The 6,743-nt window shown below is 68.5% G+C and carries 6 protein-coding genes; 4 read left to right on the forward strand and 2 right to left on the reverse strand.

Annotation, left to right across the window (positions count from 1 at the left end):
• Positions 1-119 precede the first annotated feature (119 nt).
• From ACWC09_RS10760 to ACWC09_RS10775, 4 genes are all read left to right on the forward strand, one after another.
• Positions 120-1,430 carry an OFA family MFS transporter gene (locus ACWC09_RS10760; protein WP_450850196.1) on the forward strand — a complete coding sequence of 437 codons (1,311 nt, stop codon included), beginning with the start codon at positions 120-122 and terminating at the stop codon, positions 1,428-1,430.
• A complete protein-coding gene (locus ACWC09_RS10765; RefSeq protein WP_450850197.1) occupies positions 1,423-1,557 on the forward strand; it encodes an MFS transporter small subunit in 135 nt (44 codons plus the stop codon). Before ACWC09_RS10760 ends, ACWC09_RS10765 begins: the two co-directional genes overlap by 8 nt.
• A 190-nt stretch (positions 1,558-1,747) precedes the next feature.
• Positions 1,748-2,686: a beta-ketoacyl-ACP synthase III gene (locus ACWC09_RS10770; RefSeq protein WP_450850198.1), complete on the forward strand. Its 939-nt coding sequence runs from the start codon at positions 1,748-1,750 to the stop codon at positions 2,684-2,686.
• Between the two features lie 137 nt (positions 2,687-2,823).
• Entirely contained in the window at positions 2,824-3,501 is a 678-nt protein-coding gene (locus ACWC09_RS10775) for a GntR family transcriptional regulator (RefSeq protein WP_450850199.1), read from the forward strand.
• Between the two features lie 229 nt (positions 3,502-3,730).
• Here ACWC09_RS10775 and ACWC09_RS10780 read toward each other — a convergent pair whose 3' ends face one another.
• Together ACWC09_RS10780 and ACWC09_RS10785 are read right to left on the reverse strand one after the other, a co-directional pair.
• Complete coding sequence (locus ACWC09_RS10780) at positions 3,731-5,122, reverse strand: OFA family MFS transporter (RefSeq protein ID WP_450850200.1); 1,392 nt, start codon at positions 5,120-5,122, stop codon at positions 3,731-3,733.
• Between the two features lie 2 nt (positions 5,123-5,124).
• Complete coding sequence (locus ACWC09_RS10785; protein ID WP_450850201.1) at positions 5,125-6,513, reverse strand: OFA family MFS transporter; 1,389 nt, start codon at positions 6,511-6,513, stop codon at positions 5,125-5,127.
• Positions 6,514-6,743 lie beyond the last annotated feature (230 nt).

Consider the following 6,743-nt stretch of genomic DNA (forward strand, 5'->3'; position numbering starts at 1 on the left):
CGCGCACGGTTCGGAAGACCGGGCGGTACGACCGTTCGGCGCTCCCCGCGCACCGTTCATCGCATACGGTCGACGCGCCGCCTTCTCAACTCCCTTGGGACTGCCTACCGTTCGGGATCATGAGTCCCCCTGTCGCACCGGCCGGCTGGAGCCGCTGGCTGGTTCCCCCCGCCGCTCTCTCCGTCCATCTGTCCATCGGTCAGGCCTATGCCTGGAGCGTGTTCAAGCCGCCCCTCGAGTCCTCGCTGGGTCTGAGCGGTACCGAGAGCGCGCTGCCCTTCCAGCTGGCCATCGTGATGCTCGGTCTGTCCGCCGCGTTCGGCGGCACGCTGGTCGAGCGCAACGGGCCGCGCTGGGCGATGACGGTGGCCCTGGTCTGCTTCTCGTCCGGCTTCCTGATCTCCGCGCTCGGCGCGGCCACCGAGCAGTACTGGCTGATCGTCCTCGGCTACGGCTTCGTCGGCGGCATCGGCCTGGGCATCGGCTACATCTCGCCCGTCTCGACGCTGATCAAGTGGTTCCCGGACCGGCCCGGCATGGCCACCGGCATAGCCATCATGGGCTTCGGCGGCGGCGCGCTCATCGCCTCGCCCTGGTCGACGCAGATGCTGGCGTCCTTCGGCACCGACAGCTCCGGGATCGCGCTCGCGTTCCTCGTGCACGGGCTGTCGTACGCCGTCTTCATGTCGCTCGGCGTGCTGCTGGTGCGGGTCCCGCGCAGCGAGAAGCCGGTCGAGGGCGCGCCGAGCGTGCTCCACGGGCCGCAGGTCTCCGCCAACAGTGCCATCCGCACACCGCAGTTCTGGTTCCTGTGGGTCGTGCTCTGTATGAACGTGACCGCCGGCATCGGCATCCTGGAGAAGGCCGCGCCGATGATCCAGGACTTCTTCAAGGACAGTTCGACCCCGGTGTCGGTGTCGGCCTCGGCGGGCTTCGTCGCCCTGCTCTCCGCCGCCAACATGGCGGGCCGCATCGGCTGGTCGTCCACCTCCGACCTCATCGGCCGCAAGAACATCTACCGCGTCTATCTCGGCACCGGCGCGGTGATGTACGCGCTGATCGCGCTGTTCGGCGACTCCTCCAAGCCGCTGTTCGTGCTGTGCGCGATGGTGATCCTTTCCTTCTACGGCGGCGGCTTCGCGACCATCCCGGCCTACCTGAAGGACCTCTTCGGGACCTATCAAGTCGGCGCGATCCACGGCCGGTTGCTCACCGCCTGGTCCCTGGCCGGCGTCCTCGGACCGCTGATCGTGAACTGGATCGCCGACCATCAGAAGGACGCCGGGAAGAGCGGCCCGTCCCTGTACGAGCTCTCCTTCGTCATCATGATCGGCCTGCTCGTCGTCGGCTTCGTCGCCAACGAACTGGTCCGGCCGGTCCATGCCCGTCACCACATCCCCACCCCGAAGGAGGAGACCGTCGATGTCTGACGACAGCAGTCAGAGTCCGCCTGACCGGCGCCCGCTGATCGCCTTCTCCTGGCTGTGGGTGGGGGCGCCGCTCGTGTACGGGCTGTACGAGCTCGTACAGAAGGCGACGAAGCTGTTCACCGGGTGACCGTTTCGTCCGGTTGCCGTGCGCCGTGTGACTGTGGGTGACTGTTCGGGAACAACCAGGGTGTCCGAGGGTCTGACAGAAGCCGACAACCCGGGCGCCCGTTTCCTGTCGCCTTACGTGCCGTCGTACCCGTGAGTCACTGATCAGACTGGTGGATCCCGCAACCCAGGGCAACGAGGGGGACCACCCAATGAACGGCTCGCGCATCGCCGCCGTCGGCCACTACCAGCCCGCCAAGGTACTCACCAACGAGGACCTGGCGGGCATGGTCGACACCAGTGACGAGTGGATCACGTCCCGGGTGGGCATCCGCACACGCCACATCGCCGGACCCGACGAGCCGGTCGACGAGCTGGCCGCGCACGCCGCCGCCAAGGCCCTCGCGGCGGCCGGCCTCGCACCGGGCGACATCGACCTGGTCCTGGTGGCGACGTCCACGGCCATAGACCGCTCGCCCAACATGGCCGCCCGCGTCGCCGCCCGCCTCGGCATCCCCTCGCCCGCCGCGATGGACATCAACGTCGTGTGCGCGGGGTTCACGCATGCGCTGGCGACGGCCGATCACGCGGTCCGTGCGGGCGGATCCACCCGTGCCCTGGTCATCGGCGCCGACAAGATGTCCGAGGTGACGGACTGGACCGACCGCACGTCCTGCGTCCTCGTCGGCGACGGAGCTGGGGCCGCCGTGGTCGAGGCCTCGGAGAACGCCGGTATAGGGCCGGTGCTGTGGGGCTCGGTGCCCGCGATGGGGCACGCCGTGCGGATCGAGGGGACGCCCCCGCGGTTCGCGCAGGAGGGGCAGAGCGTCTACCGCTGGGCCACCACTCAGCTGCCGCCCATCGCCCGCAAGGCCTGCGAACGCGCCGGGCTGGAGCCCGCCGACCTCGCCGGAGTCGTGCTGCACCAGGCCAACCTGCGCATCATCGAACCCCTCGCCGAGAAGATCGGCGCCGTCAACGCCGTCGTCGCGCGAGACGTCGTGGAGTCCGGCAACACCTCGGCGGCGAGCATCCCGCTCGCGTTCTCGAAGCTCGTCGAACAGGGCGCGATCACCACCGGCGACCCGGTCCTGCTGTTCGGCTTCGGCGGAAACCTGTCCTACGCCGGTCAGGTCGTCCGCTGCCCGTGACCTGCGGGGACGGCCGGGTGTGACACAGCCGACCGCCCATCTCCCTGGCCGTGATGCGCCGTAGACTGTAGACGAAAGACAATCCATACTGTCTTTCCGGCTGCAAGTTGCCCCGCGCTGCCCCAGGAGGGGGACCGATGTTGTCGACAGGACTGCCGCAGGGTGCGGTACCCAAGCTCGAACGGCCCGGCCCGCTGCGCGACCGCGTCTACGAGGCGCTGCTCGAACTCATCACCACCCGCGCCCTGCGGCCCGGCCAGCATCTCGTCGAGAGTGAACTCGCGGGTCACCTCGGCGTGTCCCGCCAGCCGGTGCGGGAGGCGCTGCAACGGCTGAACACCGACGGATGGGTCGATCTGCGGCCCGCCCAGGGCGCGTTCGTGCACGAGCCGACGGAGGAGGAGGCCGACCAGCTCCTCACCGTCCGTACGCTCCTGGAGGCCGAGGCGGCGAGACTCGCCGCGGCGAACACGGGCAGCGCCGGGATCTCGGTCCTGGAGGAGCTGTGCGCCGAGGGCGAGAAGGCGGTCGCGGCGGACGACGTGGACGCGGCGGTCGCTATGAACGCCCGGTTCCACGCGAAGATCATGGAGCTGGCGGGGAACGCGGTCCTCGCGGAGCTGGCGGCCCAGGTGGACCGCCGGGTGCGCTGGTACTACACGCCGATCGCCCGGCAGCGGGGGCAGCAGTCCTGGATCGAGCACCGGGAGCTGATCGCCGCGATCTCGGACCGGGACGAGCAGCGGGCCACCCGGCTGATGCGCGAGCACACCGAGCACACACGGCGGTCGTATCACGAGCGGGCGAAGGACTGAGATTCCTTCGCTCCGCTGCACGAACGGGCTTCGACCACCGGCATGACCACCAACACGCGGACCAGGGCGAGGAGTTCGGCGACCGCTGACACACGGACCCGTGCCGACCGGCACCCTGGACACTACGGCTGCAGACCGCGCGTCTGGGCTCGATTCAACAAGCCAGGGGCACGCCCGCGCGGTGAGGCCCTCCCCGCAGCCTGGGGAGGGCCTCCTCACGCGCGTGCCGTCACCCCGCGGGCTGCGGATCCGGAGTCAGCGCGGCCGTGTTGCTCCGCCCGGGCTGCCGCAGCAGCAGGGCGATCGCCGCCGCGACCATCGAGACACCGCCGGCCAGCGCGTACGCCCCGTTGTAGCCCCAGGCCGCGACCACCATGGAGCCGAGGCCCCCGCCGAACAGGCCGCTGATCAGCTTGCCGCTGTAGACCAGGCCGTAGTTGGTGGCGTTGTAGTTCTCCCCGAAGTAGTCCGGCGTGAGCGCCGCGAACATCGGGTAGAAGGCGCCGCCGCCGAATCCGGACAGGAAGGCGAAGAACAGGAACAGCCACTCGCTCTTCATCTCGCCCGCCAGGATCACCCCGAACTGGGCGAGCCCGAGCACGACGATGACGAACACCAGGGTCGACTTGCGGCCCCACTTGTCGGACAGCCAGCCCACGACGCCGCGCCCGACGCCGTTGATGACCGCCATGACACCCATGGAGGAGGCCGCCACCAGGGGACCAAAGCCGACGTCCTTGGCGTAGTCGACCTGGAAGGAGATCCCGAAGATCGACACACCGGCCGTCATCACGATGGAGATCCACATCAGGGGCAGCATGCCCGTCCTGACGGCCTCCTTGGGCGTGTACTGCTTCACTGCCGGAGGGTTCTTGGCGAGGCTCGCCGCGTTCTTCCCGTTGCCGGCGAACGTGAGCGGATCGATGTCCGCGGGCCACCAGTTCTTCGGCGGGTCCTTGAAGAAGAACGCGCACCCGAAGACCACGATCATGATGTAGCAGCCGATCAGGTCCAGGACGCGGTGGTAGTTCCCGGTGTCGAAGGCGTAGTTGAAGATGAAGATGAACGGCAGCGACCCGTACGCGAAGCCGCCGTTGACGAAGCCGGTCCGCGCGCCGCGGCGCTCGGGGAACCACTTGCCGACCATGTTGATGCAGGTCGCGTAGACCAGGCCGGCCCCGATGCCGCCGATGACGCCGAAGCCCAGGATCGCCAGCAGGACGTTGCTCAGGTGGGACAGGGCGAGGAAACCGACCAGACACATGCCGGAACCCACGTACATGGCCCTACGGGCCGTCAGGATGCCCTTCTCGCGCATCCAGCCCGCCGGGAAGGCGATGCCGGCCTGGAAGAACACCCAGATGCTGAGGATCCAGAAGGTGTTGGACTGAGTCCAGCCGTGGGCGTGCGACAGGGTGTCCTCCGCGGAGCCGTACGCGTACTCGAAGACGCTGATGGCCATCATGGCCAGCCAGGGCAGATACACCATGAGCTTGCGGGAGTGGCCGAGGATGTCCCGGTCGGTCTCGCCGATGCGGTAGACGCGGCCTCGGGAGTCGGTGACCTCGCGATAGGGACGGTGTGCGGCTGTCGGATCGGCCGAGAGCGGATCTGCTGTCATGCTTATGCCATCTCCTCGCCGAGCGGGTGCGGGTTGGGGACGATGCGCCGGGCCTTCGGCCTGCCCGGGGACTTCAGGAAGATCGCCAGCACCGCGGAGGCCAGGCCGATGGAGCCGGCCAGCACGAACGCGCCGTGGTAGTCCCACGCGCCGACGACGACCGCGCCCAGGCCGGAGCCGACGAGCCCGGAGATCAGCTTCGAGCTGTAGACCATTCCGTAGTTGGTGGCGTTGTTGTTCTCGCCGAAGTAGTCCGCCGTCATGGCCGCGAACAGCGGGAAGATCGCCCCGCCGCCGAAGCCGGAGACCATGGAGCAGAACAGGAAGAACGGCATGCTGCCCATCTGGCCGGAGACCAGCACGCCGAATTGCGCCGTGCCGAGCACGATGCAGACGATGATCAGGGTGTTACGGCGCCCGGAGCGGTCGGAGATCCAGCCGATGACGCCGCGTCCGGTGCCGTTGACGACGGCCTTCAGGGACATCGCCGTGGCCACGATCCCGCCCGCGAACCCCATGTCCTTGCCGAACGGCACCTGGAAGGCGATGCCGAAGATGTTGATGCCGGCCGTGCACAGCAGACAGAACCACATCATCCACAGGACGGGCGTACGGGCGGCCTCCTTCGGGGTGTACTGCTTGACCGCGGGCGGGTTCTTCTCCAGCGCCCGGCGGATCTTCGGGTCGTCGGTCAGTTTCAGCGGGTCCACGTGCGCGGGCCACCAGTTCTTCGGCGGGTCCTTGAAGAACCAGCCCGCCGAGGCGACCACCAGGCACAGTCCGATGCCCACGCAGGCGAGCACGGTCCGGTAGTTGGTCAGGTCCATGTACGAGGTGAACAGGAAGACGAAGGGCACGGACCCGTAGGCGAAACCGCCGTTGACGAAGCCCGTCTTGCCGCCCTTGCGCTCCGGATACCACTTGCCGACCATGTTCACGCAGGTCGCGTAGACGAGACCGGCGCCGATGCCGCTGAACATACCGAAGCCTAGGTAGGCGACGGTGACATGCGGCGCGTACGCCAGCGACAGATAGCCGAGCATCGTGCCGACGGCGCCGATCATCATCGCCGTACGGGCGGGCAGCCTGCCGCTCTCCCGCAGTTGTCCGGCGGGGAAGGCCACGGCCGCCTGGAAGAAGACCCAGACGCCCATCAGCCAGAAGATGTGTCCGCTGCTCCACAGATGTGCCTCGTGGAGCGTGTCCTCCGCCGACGTGAACGCGTACTCGGCGGAGCTGATGCCCATCATGCCCACCCAGGGCAGGATGACCATCCACTTGCGTGTGCGGCCCATGACGTCGACATCGGTCTCGCCGATCCGGTACACGCGGCCGTTGCGGTCCGTCACCTCCCTGTGGGGGACGGACGCCGAATAGTCGGTCGTTGTCATCGCTCAGTGCCCCTTGCGTCGAAAGCTCTGGCCAGCGCCCCCTGTCCAATGCCTTTCGTGTGCGCACGGGTCCCGGGGCCGGCCGACCGCACTGTCGGCCGCCCCCGTCTGTCGCTCACCTCATGAACAGCCCCCCAACAGCCCCGCCGCCCGCGCCCAGCGGGCTGCGTCGTGCCCGGGGGGCAACCCCCGGACCCCCGGCCGACTCGGCTTGCGTGCCGGCATCACAA

This window comes from Streptomyces sp. NPDC001617 (assembly GCF_053596855.1).